The 17,197-nt window shown below is 74.2% G+C and carries 14 protein-coding genes; 6 read left to right on the forward strand and 8 right to left on the reverse strand.

Translation table 11 applies throughout. The features are described from left to right. Positions 1–32 precede the first annotated feature (32 nt). The 3 genes from P3T27_RS04750 to rsmH form a co-directional block, all read right to left on the reverse strand. Positions 33–2,219 carry a penicillin-binding protein 2 gene (locus tag P3T27_RS04750; protein ID WP_280674468.1) on the reverse strand — a complete coding sequence of 729 codons (2,187 nt, stop codon included), beginning with the start codon at positions 2,217–2,219 and terminating at the stop codon, positions 33–35. Next, complete coding sequence (locus P3T27_RS04755) at positions 2,216–2,713, reverse strand: cell division protein FtsL (RefSeq protein WP_280674470.1); 498 nt, start codon at positions 2,711–2,713, stop codon at positions 2,216–2,218. Before P3T27_RS04755 ends, P3T27_RS04750 begins: the two co-directional genes overlap by 4 nt. Positions 2,714–2,846: 133 nt before the next feature. Continuing rightward, positions 2,847–3,821 (reverse strand): 16S rRNA (cytosine(1402)-N(4))-methyltransferase RsmH, encoded by a 975-nt coding sequence (gene rsmH / locus P3T27_RS04760; RefSeq protein ID WP_280674472.1) that lies wholly within the window; start codon positions 3,819–3,821, stop codon positions 2,847–2,849. Between the two features lie 561 nt (positions 3,822–4,382). Here rsmH and P3T27_RS04765 point away from each other — a divergent pair. The 4 genes from P3T27_RS04765 (at position 4,383) to P3T27_RS04780 (ending at position 9,972) form a co-directional block, all read left to right on the forward strand. Further along, positions 4,383–4,925: a carbonic anhydrase gene (locus P3T27_RS04765; RefSeq protein ID WP_280674474.1), complete on the forward strand. Its 543-nt coding sequence runs from the start codon at positions 4,383–4,385 to the stop codon at positions 4,923–4,925. 346 nt (positions 4,926–5,271) lie between these two features. After that, positions 5,272–6,216: a MoxR family ATPase gene (locus P3T27_RS04770; RefSeq protein WP_280674820.1), complete on the forward strand. Its 945-nt coding sequence runs from the start codon at positions 5,272–5,274 to the stop codon at positions 6,214–6,216. Between the two features lies 1 nt (position 6,217). Beyond that, positions 6,218–7,537: a DUF58 domain-containing protein gene (locus tag P3T27_RS04775; protein ID WP_280674476.1), complete on the forward strand. Its 1,320-nt coding sequence runs from the start codon at positions 6,218–6,220 to the stop codon at positions 7,535–7,537. After that, the gene (locus tag P3T27_RS04780; RefSeq protein WP_280674478.1) at positions 7,534–9,972 is read left to right on the forward strand and encodes a DUF3488 and transglutaminase-like domain-containing protein; all 2,439 of its coding nucleotides are present in this window, start codon (positions 7,534–7,536) and stop codon (positions 9,970–9,972) included. Before P3T27_RS04775 ends, P3T27_RS04780 begins: the two co-directional genes overlap by 4 nt. 139 nt (positions 9,973–10,111) lie before the next feature. On the opposite strand, the gene P3T27_RS04785 is transcribed toward P3T27_RS04780, so the two are convergent. From P3T27_RS04785 to P3T27_RS04795, 3 genes are all read right to left on the reverse strand, one after another. Next, the gene (locus P3T27_RS04785; RefSeq protein WP_280674480.1) at positions 10,112–10,501 is read right to left on the reverse strand and encodes a DUF3040 domain-containing protein; all 390 of its coding nucleotides are present in this window, start codon (positions 10,499–10,501) and stop codon (positions 10,112–10,114) included. Positions 10,502–10,912: 411 nt separating this feature from the next. Continuing rightward, positions 10,913–11,665 carry a methyltransferase domain-containing protein gene (locus P3T27_RS04790; RefSeq protein ID WP_280674482.1) on the reverse strand — a complete coding sequence of 251 codons (753 nt, stop codon included), beginning with the start codon at positions 11,663–11,665 and terminating at the stop codon, positions 10,913–10,915. A 45-nt stretch (positions 11,666–11,710) separates the two neighbouring features. Continuing rightward, positions 11,711–12,283 carry an SAV_6107 family HEPN domain-containing protein gene (locus P3T27_RS04795; RefSeq protein WP_280674484.1) on the reverse strand — a complete coding sequence of 191 codons (573 nt, stop codon included), beginning with the start codon at positions 12,281–12,283 and terminating at the stop codon, positions 11,711–11,713. A 572-nt stretch (positions 12,284–12,855) separates the two neighbouring features. Here P3T27_RS04795 and P3T27_RS04800 point away from each other — a divergent pair. Next, entirely contained in the window at positions 12,856–13,485 is a 630-nt protein-coding gene (locus tag P3T27_RS04800; protein ID WP_280674486.1) for a DUF4126 domain-containing protein, read from the forward strand. Positions 13,486–13,496: 11 nt separating this feature from the next. Next, positions 13,497–14,993, forward strand: coding sequence for an NAD(P)/FAD-dependent oxidoreductase (locus tag P3T27_RS04805; RefSeq protein ID WP_280674488.1), 1,497 nt, complete (start codon positions 13,497–13,499; stop codon positions 14,991–14,993). 25 nt (positions 14,994–15,018) lie between these two features. On the opposite strand, the gene P3T27_RS04810 is transcribed toward P3T27_RS04805, so the two are convergent. Together P3T27_RS04810 and metF are read right to left on the reverse strand one after the other, a co-directional pair. After that, positions 15,019–15,876: a hypothetical protein gene (locus P3T27_RS04810; RefSeq protein ID WP_280674494.1), complete on the reverse strand. Its 858-nt coding sequence runs from the start codon at positions 15,874–15,876 to the stop codon at positions 15,019–15,021. 178 nt (positions 15,877–16,054) lie between these two features. After that, a complete protein-coding gene (gene metF, locus P3T27_RS04815) occupies positions 16,055–16,975 on the reverse strand; it encodes a methylenetetrahydrofolate reductase [NAD(P)H] (RefSeq protein WP_280674496.1) in 921 nt (306 codons plus the stop codon). Positions 16,976–17,197 lie beyond the last annotated feature (222 nt).

The following is a 17,197-nucleotide window of genomic DNA, read 5'->3' on the forward strand; positions in this document are numbered from 1 at the left end:
TCCCGCCCGGTCCGCTCGTTGCTCATCCTCGCTCACGGCTTCCACTCGACGGGCAGGTTGGGCGCCTGGCTGCCGCTCGGCGGGACCTGCATGGTCTTCAGGGTGAACTCCATCACCTGCTTGAACACGGGGCCGCACAGCTGGCCGCCGAAGTGGCCGTTGACCGGGCCCTGGAGGGTGCAGGAGACGGTGTACCGGGGGGCGTCGGCGGGGGCGAAGCCGATGAAGGAGGCGGTGTAGCCGTCGTAGCCGACACCGTTGGCGGCCCCCCGGTTGGCCGTGCCGGTCTTGCCGGCGACCCGGTAGCCGGGGATGGCGGCCTTGCCGCCGGTGCCCTGCTCGTCGTCGACGACCGACTCCAGCATCGAGGTCAGGGTCTTGGCGGTCTCCGGGCTGACCACCCGGGTCTGCTCGCCCGGCGGGGTCGGGGTGTACTTGCCGCCCGGGCTGGTGGTGCCCTGGACGATGCTGGGCGCGACCCGGACGCCGCCGTTGGCGATGGTCGAGTAGACCGAGGTGGCCTGCAGCGCGTTCATCTGCAGCGGGCCCTGGCCGAAGGCGATGTTGTACTTCTCCGAGGCGACCAGGTCCTCCGGCTTCTTGAGCATCCCGGAGGACTCCCCGGGGAAGTTCAGGCCGGTGGGCTGGGCGACTCCGAACTTGCGCATGTAGCCGTCCAGCACCCTGTTGGACTCCGCCTGGTCGGCTCCGAGCGTCTCGGCCGCCTCGATGGTGCCGATGTTGGAGGACTTGGCGAGCACCCCGGCCAGGGTCAGGTACCAGGGGTCGTGGTTGACGTCGTCCTTGAACTCCTGGCCGGCCCGGACCAGCCGGTTGGGGACGGTGACCTTGGTGTCCCAGGTGGCCTTGCCGGTGTCCAGCACGGCGGCCAGGCTCATCAGCTTGGCGGTGCTGCCCGGCTCGTACGCGTCCTGCAGGGCGGCGTTGCCCAGCTGGGACTGCTTGGCGGTGCTCAGGTCGTTCGGGTTGAAGCCGGGCGCGGTGGCCATCGCGAGGACCTGACCGGTCTTCACGTCCTGGACGACGACGTAGCCCTTCTCCGCCCCGGAGTTGGCCACCTGGTCGGTGATCGCCCGCTGGGCGGCCCACTGGATGTCCCGGTTGATGGTCAGCTTGACGTCGTTGCCGGGCACCGCGGGGTCCATCGAGCCCCCGGCGGTGGGCACCAGCCGGCCGCCCGCCTGGGCGTAGCTGCTGTGCCCGTCCTTTCCGGCCAGCTGCTTCTGGTACTGCAGCTCCAGACCGCCGGCGCCCTCGCCCTCGCCGTTGACGAAGCCGACCAGGTTGGCGGCCAGCCCGTCCGCGGGGTAGATCCGCTTCTGGGTCTCCCGGTTGAACACCCCGGCCAGCGGGTTGGCGCACCCGTTGTCGACCCGGGTGCGCCCGCCCTGGTCGGCGGGTTTGGTCAGCAGCCGTTTCTGGGCCTGGCAGGTCCGCGAGCCGGCCTGCTTCTCCAGGCTCGCCTTGAGGTCGCTGATCTGGCTCTTGGTGGCCGGGGTCTGCTGGGCGGCGAGCCGCTTGTAGCGGGTCTTGGGGGTGTGCAGGTCGGCGGCGATCTTCTCCTTGGGCACGCCGAGGATCGGCGCCAGCAGGGCGGCCGCCTGCTCCGGGGCGTCCGGGATGCCGGTCGCCGCCGGGGTGAACATCGCCGGGTCGGCGGTGATGTCGTACGCGTCGACGGTGGCGGCCAGCGCCACCCCGTCGGAGGACGTTATCGAACCGCGCTCGGCGGTGATCGGGATGTTCTGGTAGCGGTTGGTGTTGGCGTCGGCGGCCAGCGCGTCGGAGTCCAGCAGCTGGAGCTGCACCAGGCGGCCGGCGAACACCGAGAACACCAGCGACATCACCACGGTGATCACCCGCAGGCGACGCTTGGGCTCGGCCAGCCGGAGCGCCTTGGGCCGCTGCGGGCGGCGCGGCCGGACGGCGGCCTGGCTCCGGGCCGGCGGACGGCCCTCGGGACGGCGCTGCTGCGGCGCGCGGGGCGTCCGGGCGGCGGCCTTGGCGGGCTGGCCCTTGCCGGGCTGCGGCGACCGGGCCGGCTGGCCCTTGGCGGGCTGCCCCTTCGTGGGTTGCCCCTTGCCGGACTGGGCCTTGGCGGACTGGCCGCGCGGCGCGGCCGGGCGCGGCGCGGCGCCCCTGGGCGGCTGGCGGCGGCCGTTGCCGGATCCGCCGGACGGCTGGCGTGGCGTGGTCATCGGCCCGCACCCCCGCTCGGCTGCGGCGCGGGCGCGGCCGGGGAGGCGGGGTTGATCTGGACCACGGAGTCACCGGCCGTCGCCGCCGGGCTCGGCGCGCTCGGCTGGGGAGCCGGCGCGGCACCCGGCTGGGCGCCCGGCGACGACTTCGTCGGCCACGGCTCCACCGTCGAACGCTTGACCGGCGGGCTGTCCTGCGCCGGTCCGGGAGTGCCGATCACCTTGCCGCCGTTCGGGACGTCGAGGAAGGCCATCCCGCCGGCCGGGACCATGCCCATCTCGGCGGCCCTCCGGGCCAGCGCGTCCGGCGCCGAACTCTGGTCGATCTGGTGCTGGAGGCCCTGCTGTTCGTCGGTCGCCACGGTGGTCTGCTTCTGGAGCCGGGACAGTTCGAACGAGCCCTCGTTGAGCGCCGTGTTCAGCGCCAGCAGCCCGAGCAACCCCGCCGCCAGCAGCACCACCACGAGCACCGCGAACGGCGTACGCCCCCGCACCGAACGCCGCCCCGGCCGGACCGTGATCCGCGCCCTGCCCTGTCCGGGGACTGCTCCCCGCCCCGCCCGGACCTCACCGGCCACCGGCCCCACCGCTCTCCTCCGCCCTTCGGACCCCGCCGGGGCCGACGTTTCAGCCCCGCTTGCTTCGGTCCCTGATCCTCTCCGCCACCCGCAGCCGTACGGGCGCGGCGCGCCGGTTCTCCTCGATCTCCGCCTCCGTGGCCAACTCGGCACCACGGGTGATCAGCTTGAGCCAGGGCTGGTGCTCCTCCGGGATGAACGGCAGCCCCGGCGGCGCGGTGTTGGTCGCCCCGGCGGCGAAGTACTGCTTCACCAGCCGGTCCTCCAGTGACTGGTAGGACATCACGACCATCCGACCGCCGATCGCCAGGGTCTCCAGGGCACCCGGGATCGCCCGGTCCAGCACCTCCAGCTCGCCGTTGACCTCGATCCGCAGCGCCTGGAACGTCCGCTTGGCGGGGTTCCCGCCGGTCCGGCGGGTCGCCGCCGGAATGGCGTTGCGCACCAACTCGACCAGACGCGCGCTGTTGGTGAACGGTTCCTTCTCCCGCTCCCGCAGGATCACCGAGGCGATCTTCCCGGCGAACCGCTCCTCGCCGTAGACCTTGAGGATCCGGGCCAGGTCACCGTGGCTGTACGTGTTCAGCACCTCCGCCGCGCTGATCCCCCGGGTCTGGTCCATCCGCATGTCCAGCGGCGCGTCCTGGGCGTACGCGAAACCGCGGTCCGCCTCGTCCAGCTGCATCGAGGAGACGCCGAGGTCGAACAGGATGCCGTCCACCCGGTCGATGTCCAGGCGCTCCAGCACCTCGGGGATCTCGTCGTAGACGGCGTGCACCAGGGTGGCCCGCTCGCCGAAGGGCGCCAGCCGCTCGCCGGACAGCTTCAGCGCCTGCGGGTCGCGGTCCACCGCGACCAGCCGCACCTGCGGGAACTGGGTGAGCAGCGCCTCGCTGTGCCCGCCGAGGCCGAGGGTGGCGTCCACCACCACGGCCCCGGGGCTAGAGATGGCCGGAGCCAGCGCGTCCATGCACCGCTGCAGCATCACCGGAACGTGCTTGGGGCCCGGATCGTTGGTGGTCATGCGCGGGGGCGCCCTTCCTCAGGTGCGGAGCAGCCCGACGTCCGGGAGCTCCGACCATTCTCGCCCACCGCTCCACGGCACGACGACGCGGCCCGTGGTCCCCGCCCGCTCAGGGGGAAGATCGTGACCGCCCGGCGCCGGGGAAGGTGCGCCAGGTGAGCACGGAGCGGGTGGAGGCCACGGGCCGCATCGAACGGGCCACCCAGTCCGGAGAGGCCCGGTTGACGGGCTCCGGCGGGTGTGCTCCACTGCGCCGCAACTCTATCGCGCGGACCCCGCCAGTCAATGGTCCGCTCCGGCGCACCACCCGGGCGGCCGTACGGATCACCGCAGGTCGCGGCCATGGGAGTGGCTCCGCGGAGGCCTCGACCGGGGGCCTGCGGGAGCGGCCGCGCGCCCCGTCCGCGCACCCCCTCCTCGGCCACCTCGGGACCAGGTCGGACAAACCCGTCCGAACGCACGCAGCGGCCGGTCCGTTGTGGCTATGCGCTCGATCACAGCGGCCCGATCTGTAGCTCTCCGCCCCACCGCGGCCGCCCGAATCGCACTAACGTCGCCACCATGACAGTGACCCCCGACCGGCCCACGCCGAACGCCGCTGCCGACTCCCCGAGCCCCGCCATCATCGACCGCTTCGTCACGGCCAACCGCGAGTACGCCGTGACCTTCCGGGACGGCGGCATGGACGCCCGCCCGGTGCAGCAGATCGCCGTGGTGGCCTGCATGGACGCCCGCCTCGACCTGTTCGCGGCGCTCGGCCTCGAACTGGGCGACGCACACGTCATCCGCAACGCGGGCGGCGTCGTCACCGACGACACCATCCGCTCCCTGACCATCAGCCAGCGTGCCCTCGGCACCCGCTCGATCGCGCTGATCCACCACACCGGCTGCGGCCTGCTCGGGCTGACCGAGGACTTCCGCCGCGAGCTGGAACTGGAGGTCGGCCAGCGCCCGCAGTGGGCGGTGGAGGCCTTCGTCGACCTCGACGGCGACGTCCGCCAGTCCATGCAGCGGGTCCGCACCTCGCCGTTCCTGCTGCACACCGACGACGTCCGCGGCTTCGTCTTCGACGTCCACACCGGACTGCTCCGCGAGATCCACTGACCCGGCACCACCCGGCCGACGGCGTCCGGGCATCCGGGGCTCTCCCGAGGGTGACTTCTGGCCACCTGACAGGGGAGAATGCGCCTGCCGGTCTGACCCCGAACCACCTGGGGCGGCCAGGCCGCAGGCCGCTACCCCGGCGCCGGATCCGCGACGGAACCGCCCCAGGAGCGGCCGCGTCCAGCATGGGGTGGGGTCCGGCCTCGGGGTGAGGCGGGCACAGGGTGCCAGGGAGCGTATACGGGTGACGAGCTACAGCGATCAGGCCGGTCTCGGCGGTCCCGCGGGGGGAGAACAGGGAGCCGACGGGCACCACCGGGTCGGACTTCCCGAGCTCGCCGCGGTCGTGGACCGGATCCGCGCCAACGTCGAGAGCGTGATCGAGGGCAAGCCGGAGGCCGTCCGGATCGCGCTGACCGTCCTGCTCGCCGAGGGCCACCTGCTGCTGGAGGACGTGCCCGGCGTCGGCAAGACCATGCTGGCCAAGGCACTCGCCCGCTCGGTCGACTGCACCGTCCGCCGCATCCAGTTCACGCCCGACCTGCTGCCCTCGGACGTCACCGGCACCAACATCTACGACCAGCACCAGCGCGACTTCGAGTTCCGCCCGGGCGCGATCTTCGCGCAGATCGTGGTCGGCGACGAGATCAACCGCGCCTCGCCCAAGACCCAGTCCGCGCTGCTGGAGTCGATGGAGGAGCGCCAGGTCACCATCGACGGCACCAGCTACGAGCTGCCCTCGCCGTTCATGGTCGTGGCCACCCAGAACCCGGTCGAGATGGAGGGCACCTACCCCCTGCCGGAGGCCCAGCGCGACCGCTTCATGGCCCGGATCTCGATCGGCTACCCCAGCCCCGAGGCCGAGTTCGCGATGCTCGACGTGCACTCCGGCGCCAGCCCGCTGGAGGACCTCCAGCCGGTCGCGCACGCCGCCGACATCCTCAAGCTGATCGACCTGGTGCGCACCGTGCACGTCGCCGACCCGGTCCGCCGCTACGCCGTCGACCTGGTCGGCGCCACCCGCACCAGCCACGAGCTGCGCCTGGGCGCCTCGCCGCGCGCCACCCTGCACCTGGTCCGGGCCGCTCGCGCCGCCGCCGCGCTCGACGGGCGCGACTACGTCACCCCGGACGACATCCAGCGCCTGGCCGTACCCGTGCTCGCGCACCGCCTGATGCCGACCGCCGAGACCCAGCTCAGCCGCCGCACCTCCGAGCAGATCGTGGCCGACCTGGTCGCCCGCCTGCCGCTGCCGCGCCCGCAGGGTGGCCCGGCCGTCCGGAGGGGCTGAGGTGGCTTCGTCCGACCCGACGTCAGGACTGCGGGCCGGGCTGCGCGGCCTCACCACGCGGGGGCGCTCCTTCCTCGCCGCCGGCGTCACCGCGGTGATCTGCGCCTACGTGCTCGGCCAGGACGCGCTGCTGCGCGTCGGCGTGCTGCTCGCCGCGCTGCCGCTGGTCGCCGCGATGGTGGTCGCCAACACCCGCTACCGGGTGGCCAGCGGCCGCCGGCTGAGCCCGCGTCGGGCGGTGGCCGGCCAGGAGGCCCGGGTCCACCTGCGGGTCGACAACGTCTCCCGGGTGCCCACCGGACTGCTGCTCCTGGAGGACAAGGTCCCCTACGTGCTCGGGCCGCGCCCGCGCTTCGTGCTGGACCGGGTCGAGCCGCGCGGCCACCGCGAGGTCTCCTACCGGGTCCGCTCCGACCTGCGCGGCCGCTACCCGCTCGGACCGCTCCAGCTGCGGCTGTCCGACCCGTTCGGGATGTGCGAGGTGAACCGCTCCTTCTCCGCCTCCGACGTCCTCACCGTCGTCCCCCAGGTCCAGGCCCTGCCGTACGTGCGACTGAGCGGCGAGTGGGTCGGCCAGGGCGAGAGCCGTTCCCGCACCCTGGCGCTGGCCGGCGACGACGACGTGATCCTGCGCGAGTACCGGCCCGGCGACGACCTGCGCCGGGTGCACTGGAAGTCCACCGCCCGGTACGGCGAGCTGATGGTGCGCCGCGAGGAGCAGCCGCAGCGGGCCCGGGCGACCGTCCTGCTGGACACCCGGGAGATCGGCCACCGGGGCACCGGCCCCGCCTCCTCCTTCGAGTGGGCGGTGAGCTGCGCCGCCTCCGTCGCCGTGCACCTGCTGGAGCGCGGCTACCAGACCCAGCTGCTCACCGACACCGGCCAGTGGGTGCCCGGGCCCGGCACCGGCGGCAACTCCGGGGCCGACGCCTCCGGCCTGATCCTGGACGCGCTCGCGGTGGCCGACCTGTCCGACGGCGGCGGGCTCTCCCGCGCCGAGGAGCCGCTGCGCGCCGGCGGCGAGGGGTTGCTGGTCGCCGTCCTCGGCGAGCTCGACGAGGCGCAGACCGCCCGGCTCGCCCGGCTGCGCAGCCGTACCGGCGGGGCCATCGCCTTCCTGATCGACACCGGCACCTGGGCGGGCCTGCGGATGCTCGCCCCCGACACCGGCGGCGACGAGTTCCGCGCCCGGGTCCGGCAGCTGCGCGCGGCCGGCTGGACGGTCCTGCCGGTCGGCTCCGGGGACTCCGTCCCGGACCTCTGGCGGGCCGCCGACGGCGCCAAGACGACCTCCCCCTACCGAGAAGAGGCCGGCGCGTGACGACCCGGGCCAAACTGACCGTGTACTCGGCGCTGGCCACCGCCCTGGCGTCGCTCTGCCTGACCCCGCTGCTCACCACCAGGAGCTGGATCACCCACGCCTTCCTGGTGATCGCGGTGATCGCGGCGGTCGGCGCGGGCCTGCGCCGGTCCCCGCTGTACCGCTGGGCGGTGCCGGTCGGCCAGCTGCTGGTGCTGTTCCTGCTGATCCTGATCGGCTTCGCCGGCTCCGGGTCGCTGCTGGGCGGCCTGGTGCCCGGGCCGTCCTCGCTGCGCGTCCTCGACCGGGTCTTCGGCTCCGGTCTGGACGACATCCAGCAGTACGCCATCCCGGCGCCGCCCAACGCCGGCCTGCGGCTGATCCTGGTCACCTCGGTCGGCCTGGTCGCCGTCGTGGTGGACACCGTCGCGGTGACGTACCGGCGTTCGGCGCTGGCCGGGCTGCCGCTGCTGGCGCTGTACTCGGTCGGCAACGGCCTGGCCGGGGACCGCGGCAGCTGGATCTGGTTCGGCCTGGCGTCGGCCGGTTACCTGGTGCTGCTGTTCGCCGAGGGGCAGGACCGGGTCTCCCGCTGGGGCCGGGTCTTCCGCGGCAACTCGAACTCCTCGCGCGGCACCGACAGCACCCGCGCGGTCGGCCTGGGCGGCCAGCAGGTCGGCATCCTCGCGCTGGTCGTGGCCCTGCTGCTGCCGGTCCTCCTGCCGCACTGGGACTCCGGTCTGCTGCACCCCGGCTCCGCGGCCGTGGGCAAGAACGCCATCGGGGCGGCGACCAGCCTCGACCCGCTGGTCAGCCTGGAGTCCGAGGTCACCAAGCCGACCGACAACGAGTTGCTCACCTACACACTCGACAGCGAGCTGGCCGACCAGATCTACCTGCGCACCGGGGCGCTGGACCAGTTCGACGGGACCAACTGGAAGCTCGGCAGCACCACGGTCAACGACCTCCAGACCACCCTGCCCACCCCCGAGGGCCTGCGGGACGTCAACATCCCCCGGATCGAGGGCGACTTCCAGATCAGCGACCGGCTGGAGAAGAGCTGGCTGCCGATGCCCTACCCGGCCGCGTCCGTCCAGCTCCCCAACCGGGCCGACTGGAAGCTCGACCCGCTCACCCGCACCGTCGTCCCGACCAACGACCGGGCGATCCGCGGCCTGCGCTACCACGTCAGCTCGCTGGACGTGCGGCCCACCGCCAATGACCTGCGCACCGCGGCGGCCGCGCCGCAGGACATCCGGGACCACTACACCGGCCTCCCCTCGGACCTCCCCCCGGTCGTCGCGCAGCAGGCCCGGGAGGTCACCGCCAAGGCGCAGAACGACTACGACCGGGCGATGGCGCTGGTGAACTGGTTCACCGGCCCGCAGTTCCAGTACGACACCGCGGTCACCGGCGGCACCGGCAGCAACGCGATCGCGGTCTTCCTGCGCGACCGCAAGGGCTTCTGCGTGCACTTCGCCTCCACCATGGCGGCGATGGCCCGCACCCTGAAGATCCCGTCCCGGGTGGCCGTCGGCTTCACCCCCGGCGACGCCAAGGGCGGCAACGTCTACTCGGTGACCGGCCGGATGTACCACGCCTGGCCCGAGCTGTACTTCGCGGGCTACGGCTGGCTGCGCTTCGAGCCCACCCCGAGCCGCGGCGTCCAGCCCCGCTACTCCGAGCAGTCCACCACCCCGACCACCGTGCCGACCCAGCGCCCGACCGCCGGCGCGCAGAGCTCGGCGCCGGTCCCGGCCCCGACCACCAGCAAGGACTGCGACGCGAAGCAGCGCCAGCTGGGCGAGTGCGGTGGCAGCAGCAAGGCCGTCAGCACCGCCTCCGACGACTCCTGGCTGCTGTCCGGGCAGGTGCTGGGCACCGCCGCCACGGTGGCGCTGGTGATCGCGCTGCTGCTGGTCCCGATGCTCTGGCGGGCGGCGCTGCGCCGGCGCCGACTCGGCGGCGGCGGGCGGCGCGGGCCCGGCGGCGGCCCGGCCGAGCTGACCGACGCCCAGGTGCTGGCCGCCTGGGACGAGCTGATCGACTCCGCCTGGGACCTCGGAATTCCCCCGGACGAGTCACGCACCCCGCGTTCGACCGCCCGGCGGATCACCGAGAAGGCGGAGCTGGACGCGGACTCGGCGGCGGCTACCGGGCGGCTGGCACTAGCCACCGAACGGGTGCTCTACGCCCCGTCCGGCCAGGTCACCACCGCCCCGCTGGCGGCCGACGTCCGCACCGCCCGGCAGGGCCTGCGGGCCACCGCCGGCCGGGTCGAGCGGGCCAGGGCGGTGCTGCTGCCGCCGTCCTCGGCCCAGCTGTGGTGGCGGATCTCCGACGCCCTGCGGACGGCCCGGACGGCGATCGGCACCCGGGTCGGCCGGGTGTCCGCGGCGGTCTCCGGCCCGGTGCGGCGGGTGCTCTCCCGGCGGAGCCGCGGCCCGGAGTCCTGAGCGGGCTCCGGGGGATCCCCGAGGGGGTCCCGAGCCGTTCCGGAGCAACGCGAACGCCGGGGGCGGGCAGTCGATCCGACTGCCCGCCCCCGGCGTTCGTCCAGCGTGTGCGCGCCCCGGCGGGCGTGCCGTGTGCGGCTCAGAAGCCGCCGGTCTGCTCGTCCCGACGGCGCTGCCAGCGCTGTTCCACCCGGTCCATCATCCCGGCCTTGCGGCGCGGTGCGGCGGCCGGCCGGGGGCCGGAGCCCTGGCCGGCGGGCCCGCGGCGCCAGCCGGTCACGGCGAACACCGCGCACCCGAGCATCACCAGGAAACCCACGACGCTGACCCAGATCTGATCGGGGACGACCATCCCGCCCATCAGCAGGCCGATGCCCACCACGAAGCCGGCGATGGCCAGGTACACCCGCCGGCGGGTGTAGGTGCGCAGCCCGGTTCCCTCAAGCGCCGTCGCGAATTTGGGATCTTCGGCATACAGCGCTCGCTCCATCTGGTCGAGCAGTCGCTGCTCGTGCTCCGAGAGCGGCACGGAGTCCTCCTACTCGTCGGTCGCGGGTGCGACCGGTCCGCCACCCCGGTCGGGGAGGCAAAGTCCAATCAGCCATCGGGGCACACGGTCGGACGCCTGTGCGGGGGGACCCGGCCCGTGTCGTCCATATGCCCCACGTATCCGGCTGTCATGCTTTCCGGCTTTACCCAGATCATACGGTCCGTGGGCCCGTTACGGGGTGGTCTGCGCCGCGTGGGACGGGCCACTTCGACCGGGCACGGCCGCACCCGTCCCAACGCGACAAGGTCCGGACAAGTGCCCGAACGGGTGGAATCGGTTCGGACCTGGGCAGGTTCCGGACCACACGGACGAGGCCTGCAGGCATCCGGGAAGCGAACCGCCGCCGGACGGTGTGCGAACCGTACGGCGGCGGGGAGGTCTCGCGACGGCTCAGGCCAGGGTGGCCAGCAGGTGCAGCTGGGTCGCCACGGCGTGGAAGGCGGGCTGCGCGGCGGCGGCCTCCTCCAGCTTCAGCAGCGCCTCCAGCGCGCCCGGCTCGGCGTCCACCAGCACACCGGGGACCAGGTCGGCGAAGACCCGGACGCCGTGCACCGACTCCACCCGCAGGCCCGCGCCCTCGGCCAGGCGGCCCAGCTCCTCGCCGGTGAAGCGGCGCGGCATCGGGTCCTGCTCGCCCCAGCGGCCGTCGGTCCCGGACAGCACCGTCCGGGCCTCGGTGAAGTGCCCGGCCAGCGCGCGGGCCAGCACGGCGCCGTTGCGGTTGGCGGCCAGCAGGCTCACCAGGCCGCCCGGGCGCAGGGTGCCGGCCAGGCTGCCGAGCGCCTCCGCCGGGTCGTCCACGACCTCCAGCACGCCGTGGCAGAACACCGCGTCCACGGTGCCGGGGGCGATCAGCTCGGGCAGCGTCTGGGTGTCGCCCTGGACGGCCCGGACCAGGTCCGTCACCCCGGCCTCGGCGGCCCGGCGCTCCAGCGCGAACAGCGCGTCCGGGCTCGGGTCGACCACGGTGACCCGGTGGCCGAGCTTGGCCACCGGCACGGCGAAGTTGCCGGTGCCGCCGCCGGTGTCGACCACGTCGAGCACCGGCTGGTCCAGCTCGGCCACCCGCTTCTCCAGGGCTGCCCGCACCACCTCCCACACCACGGCGGTACGCAGGGCACTGCGGGGACGCGTCGGGTACAAGGTGGGGCTCCTTGGCACGTGCAGATCGATCAGGATGCCTCCACCTTAGACCGGGCGGGTGGCGGGGCCCGTCACCCCCGGCGGCTCGTCGCCGTCCAGCGGCAGCCGTGGCGCCGGCGGGGCCGGACGCAAGCCGAGCAGGCGCTCGACCAGGCGCAGGAACAGGGCGGAGTTGCGGACCAGATCGTCGGCGTCGCGGGCCGAGGCGGCGCCCCTGATCCCGGCCTCGGCGGCGGCCCGGCGGCGGGCGCCGGCGCCGTAGTAGAGCGCCCACTCGGCCAGCTCGGGGGCCACCTCGGGCAGCACCTCCCAGGCACTGCGGATGGCCTTGCGCCGACGCGGGCTCTTCTCCGGCCGGCCGCGCACCGCGAGCACGGCCGCCACCGTGCGCAGCGCGGCCAGATGGGCGGTGGCGTACCGCTCCAGCGGGTCCTCCAGGACACGGGCCCGGGCGAGCGTGCGGTGGGCGTCGGCGAGCAGGTCGAGGGCGGCCGGCGGCGCGGCGATCCGGCGCAGTACGGGATGGACGTCCCCGCCACCCGGGCGCCCGCCCGGGGAGAACGGCAGGGCGGCGGAGTGGAGGCGGGCGGTGACGGGCTCAGGATGGCTGATGGTCATGGTCTCCCCCGTTCCGAGGCAGCGCGCGGACCGGATGGTCCGTGCCCCTCCATCGTGAACGGGACCACTGACAACGGGACCCGACCGGGTGACCGGCGGCGGGCGCGGGCCTCCCCCCGGCCCCGCACCGCCGCCGTACGCCGCCGCGCCGTCGTTCCCCCACGGACGGCGGTGGCGAGCTCCCCGTTCCGGTGGCCGATCTCCCCCCGGCCCGCTCCGCCGCCCCGTGTCGGCGGTGCAGGGCCCGTGACCGGCTCCCGTGGCGGACCTCCGCCGCCGTCCCCCGGCCCCTCAGGAACCGGTGGACGGACGGATCCGCCTCCCGGGGCGTGACGCCCGACGCGCCGCCGTCCCGAGTGGCACCACTCTCCCGTCCCGGGCCCACAGCGGGCCATCCGTTGACGTACTCAACCCGGGATCTGAGTACGCGTACTCAGATCCGCCGGCGCCCGGGCCCGGCCGTGGCCGGAACCGGCGGGCCGACCCGGTACGTCCAGGTACGGTACGGCGTGGCCGGGGCGGCCCGGCCACGGTTGCCACAAGGAGGGGGAAGCGATGAGGAGGGGGAAGCCATGACGATCGTGCCGCTGATCTTCACCAGCGGACTCGCCAGCGGCATCAACGCCTACGCGGTGGTGCTGCTGCTCGGGCTGATGGGCCGGTTCGCCGGCGCGGACTCGGTGCCGCCCGCGCTGGAGCGCACCGACGTGCTGATCGCGGCCGCCGTGCTGTTCCTGCTGGAGGCGGTGGCCGACAAGATCCCGTTCGTCGACAGCCTCTGGGACTCCGTGCACACCGTGATCCGGCCGATCGCGGGCGCCACCGTCGGAGCGCTGATCGCCAGCGCCGACCCGGGCTCACTCGGCGAGGTCGCGGCGGGCGCGATGGGCGGCACGACGGCGCTGGTCAGCCACCTGGTCAAGGCCTCGCTGCGGATGGCGGTCAACACCTCGCCGGAGCCGGCCAGCAACATCGCGGTCAGCCTGGCGGAGGACGTCTCGGTGGCCGGCCTGGTCTCCCTGGCGATCTTCCACCCCTGGCTGGCCGCCTCGATCGCCGCCGTCCTGCTCGCCGTCGGCCTGCTGCTGGTCTGGTTCGCGATCAGCCGGATCCGCGCCTTCCGGGCCCGCCGCCGTGAACGCCGCGCGGCCCGCGCCGCCCGCGAGGAGGGGGCGGACCGGACGTACGTCCGACGGCCCTAGGATCAGATGCCATGGCACGGATCGTCATCATCGGCGCAGGAATGAGCGGGCTCGCGGCGGCCTCCCGGCTGGCGACCCTCGGACACCGGGTGACGGTCTGCGAGGCCGGCGGCGCGTACGGGGGCATGGTCGGCCGGTACGAGCGCGACGGCTTCGCCTTCGACACCGGCCCCGGCCTGCTGACCCTCCCGGCCGTCTACCGCGACCTCGCGCTGAAGACCGGCAAGGAGCCGCTGGAGCAGCTCGTCGACCTCGCCCCGGTGGACCCGGAGAGCCGGCACCTGTTCCCGGACGGCACCGCCGTCACCCTGCCCAACGCCTCCCGCGGCGGCGTCAGCCAGGCTCTGGACGCCGCCTTCGGCGCCGGCTCCGGCGCCCGCTGGAGCGAGGTCATGAACCACGGCCGGACGGTCTGGGAGGCCACTCGCCGCCCGCTCCTGGAGGAGCCGCTCCCGGCCGACCGGACGCCGCTGCACACCGACCCCTACCCCGTCCCGCCCCGGCGCGGCCTGCTCGCCCGGCTCGGCCGGCCCCGCCCGTGGACCCTCGCCGACGTCGCCGCCCGCGAACTCGGCGGCCACCCCGGCCTCACCGCCCTGCTGTCCGAGCACGCCCTGCGCTTCGGCCTGCCCCCGGGGACCGCCCCCGCCGGGGCCACCGTGCTGCCGTACATGGAGCAGTCCTTCGGCGTCTGGTACGTCCGCGGCGGCCTGCGGGCCCTGGCGGACGCGGTCCACCGGCGCTGCGAGCTGCGCCGGGTGGAGTTCCGCTTCGGCACCCCGGTCACCGAGGTGGTCCTCAAGGACGGCCGGGCCTGCGGCGTCGACACCCCGGACGGCCGGATCGACGCGGACCTGGTGGTCTCCTCGATGGACACCAGGGCCCTGTTCGGCCACGGTGTCGCCCGGTGGCCCGGGCTCGACGCCGAGGAGTGGGAGCCGTCCGAGGTGCCCGGCCGGTTCAGCGTGCTGCTCGCCCTGCGCGGCCCCCGGCCGGACGGCACCGCGCACCGGACGGTGGTGCACGCCGCCGACCCGGCCGCCGAGCAGAACGCCCTGACGCTCTCGGCCCCGCCGTGCGGACGCCCCACCCTCCAGGTGCTGCGCCCGGACGATCCCTCCCTGCGCCCCGACGACGCGCACGAGAGCGTGGTGCTGACCGCGACCGTCCCGGCCCAGGGCGACGTCGACTGGACGGCCCCCGGTCTCGCCGAGCACTACGCGGACCAGCTGCTGGCCCACGCCGACGCCGCCGGGCTGGGCCTGCGCGAGCGGGTGCTGTGGCGGGTCGTCCGCACCCCGGACGACACCCGCCGGGAGACCGGTGCGCTCGGCGGCTCGGTGCCCCGGCCCGCGTTCGCCGGCTCGGACGGGTGGTGGCTCCAGCCCGCCAACGAGTCGCCCGTCCCCGGCCTCTACCTGATCGGCGGAGCGGCCCACCCGGGCGGCGGACTGGCCCGGTCCGGCATGTCCGCCTGCATCGCCGCCGACCTCATCGGCCCGGCCTAGCGACCGCCGGGCCCAGACCGGGGGCTCAGCCCTGCGGCCAGGTGTTCTGCTGCTGGTAGCCGTAGGTGTGGTCGTACGACTGCTGCTGCGGGATGCCCGGCGGGTGCTGCTCGGGGTGCTGGCCCGGGTGCTGCTGGGGCGTCTGCCACTGCTGCTGCGGGTGCTGTTCCCAGCCGGGCTGCTGCTGGGGGTAGGCCTGGTACTGGTCCTGCTGGGGGTAGCCGCCGTACGGGTCCGGCTGCTGCGGGTAGCCGCCGTAGCCCTGGTCGTAGGCGAAGGCGGGCTGCTGCTGGCCCTGCCACTGCTGCTGCTCGTAGGTCGGCTGCGGCTGGGCGGTGTCGTAGCCGGCCTGGTAGGCCTCGGCGTACGGGTCGTGCGGCTGCTGCTCGTAGTAGGCGGGCGCGTAGACGCCGTCCTGGGCGAGTTCCTGCATCTCGAAGGCGGCGGTCTGCTCGACCTCGGGGACGTCCTCGGCGGCCGGGGCGGTGATCCGGGTCTCCTCGACGGCGCTGACCTCGCCGACCCGCTCCTCGCCGGCCTCGACGGCGGCCACGGCGACCGCGCCGCCGGTGAGGGCCCCGAGCAGCGGCACCTTGGCGAGCGGGCCGGGCAGGGCGCCGTCGGCCTTGCGCAGCGACCAGCCGGCCCGGTACCCGCGCTTCACGGAGAGGGTGACGAAGGTCTGGCCGAGCGCGAACAGCACGGCGCCGGCGCCGATCACCGGGACCGAGCCGAGGGTCATGCCGGCGGCCACTGCGAGGAAGCCGACCAGGGCGAGGGCCCGCCAGTGCAGCGGGGCCCGGTTCTGCAGCAGGACCTCGGCGACCAGCCAGAGCGCCACCACCGCCAACGCGACGTACAGCAGCAGGTACCCGATGCCCATCCGCCCGCTACCTCCAGTCGCGTGCCCGCGCTCGCCGCGCGTGTGCGGCGACTGTACCGGTTCAACGGCCGGGGTACCGCATCGCGTTCCCGCCGGTCGCGGACCCGGCGCACACGACCGAGCCCGTCACCGTCGGGGCGGTGACGGGCCGGTGAACGTCCGGTCTCGCGGGGTCCGGTCAGGCGTGGCGCTGGTGCAGGCCGAGGTTCTGGTAGATCTCCAGCGTCGCCGTGGAGTGGTTGAGCGTGATGAAGTGCAGGCCCGGCGCGCCTTCGGCGAGCAGGCGTTCGGCCATCGCGGTGGCGTGCTCCATGCCGATGGCGCGCAGCGCCGCCGGGTCGTCGATGGCGGCCCGCAGGCGGGCCTCTAGGTCGGCGGGGAAGGCGGAGCCGCTCAGCTGGGGGAAGCGCTCCAGCTGCTTGGCGTTGGTGACCGGCATGATCTCCGGGATGATCGGCGTCTCACAGCCGGCGGCGGTGACCCGGTCGCGCAGCCGCAGGTAGTCGTCGACCTCGAAGAACATCTGGGTGATCGCGTAGTCGGCGCCCGCCCGGATCTTCCCGACGAAGTGCCGGATGTCGTCGTCCCAGTCGGTCGAGCGCGGGTGCATGTTCGGCGAGGCGGCGACGCCGACGCAGAAGTCACCGATGCCCTTGATCAGCTCCACCAGCTCGTACGCGTAGGTGACGCCGTCCGGGTGCCGGACCCACTCGCCCAGGGGGTCGCCGGGCGGGTCGCCCCGGACCGCGAGGACGTTGCGGACGCCCTGGTCGGCGTACTGGCCGATGATGTTGCGCAGCTCGGCGACCGAGTGATCGACGGCGGTCAGGTGGGCGACCGGGGTCAGCGTGGTCTCGGTGGCGATCCGGCCGACCATGTTGACGGTGCGCTCGCGCGAGGAGCCGCCGGCGCCGTACGTCATGCAGACGAAGTTGGGGTCGAGCGGTTCGAGCCGGCGGATGGCGTCCCAGAGCTTCTGCTCGCCGACCTCGGTGCGCGGGGGCATGAACTCGAAGGAGAAGGACCGCTTTCCGGCCGCCAGGAGCTCGCGGACCGTCAGTGCGCGATCCGGTCTGGTGGAAGCGATGCCGAGTGCCATGCTGGCAGGTTATCGGGCGTTCGAAGGAGCCGGACAACTCGGTACCACGGATTGAGACAAGTGGCGGACGCCATTCCACTCGACATTCCACCCGAGGTTTCGACCACCCGGGGCCGCTTCCGACCGGCGCCCGGGCCGACGAGGGCCGGCGCCCGCCCTGGCCCGCACTCCAACTCGCACATCCGTTCCCGGCTGCCCCGCTACGCTTGCTGCACCCCAGCG

The sequence above is a fragment of the Kitasatospora sp. MAA19 genome, assembly GCF_029894125.1.
Lineage (GTDB): Bacteria > Actinomycetota > Actinomycetes > Streptomycetales > Streptomycetaceae > Kitasatospora.